This is a genomic window from Bradyrhizobium sp. Leo114, from assembly GCF_055229415.2.
In genome coordinates this window covers 1-805 of sequence record NZ_JBUYEN020000186.1, presented here as the reverse complement: position 1 = coordinate 805, position 805 = coordinate 1, and the positions used below count along the sequence as shown (strand labels likewise).

1 protein-coding gene is annotated in these 805 nt (G+C 65.1%); it reads right to left on the bottom strand.

Annotation, left to right across the window (positions count from 1 at the left end):
* Nucleotides 1–781, bottom strand: a 781-nt coding sequence (locus tag ACZIRK_RS45315; protein WP_474419853.1) for an IS66 family transposase, incomplete at its 3' end; no start/stop codon positions are given.
* Between the last annotated feature and the right edge of the window lie 24 nt (nt 782–805).

The following is an 805-nucleotide window of genomic DNA, read 5'->3' as shown; positions in this document are numbered from 1 at the left end:
CCGGCGCCGTAGTTTCGTCCATGAACAGACGATCCGCCGCTGCCAGATGGCGGCGCATGTGGTCGGCAACGGGTCGGAGATGGAAGCAGGCGCGGCCGGACCAATTGCCCAGTGTCGCCCGATCAAGCCGGATCCCCTGGCGCGCATAGATCTCGGCCTGACGGTAAAACGGCGTATGGTCGCCAAACTTGGAGACAATCACGTGCGCAATCGCCGCTTCGGTCGGCAGCCCGCTGGGTACGACGTGCTCCGGTGCGTGCGCCTGCACGACAGGGCCCGAGCAGCGGCGACAGATGTATTTCGGGCGGCGCGTGACCAGCACGCGCCATTGCGCCGGGATCACGTCGAGCCGTTTGCTGACGTCCTCGCCGATCTTCGTCATCGCCCCGCAACCGCACGGACAAAGCGTGCTCGCAGGCTCGAGGATCCGCTCCACCCGCGGCAATTGAGAAGGCAAGCAGCCCCGATTGCGATGACGAGCTTGATCCGATCCGCCGCGCGACCGGCCCTGGATGATCGCGGCCGCCTTCTCCTGCGCAGCGTCCAGGACGCCTTGCGCGATCTCCACGTCTTCGAGCGGCAAATGATACTGATCTGGTCGCAGCTTCTCGGACTTCGCACCGAACTTGTCGCGGCGCAATTCGCCGAGAATGACCTCCAGCCGACGCCGTGCTTCCTCCGACGCCGCCAGTGCCCCCTGATGCTCACTCAAGGCCGTCTGCGTTTGCGCCAAAAGCGCCTTCAAGCGTTCGTTTTCGTCGCGCAGCGCCGCGATGCTCATGCGCTATTTCGAGCACATCGCCGC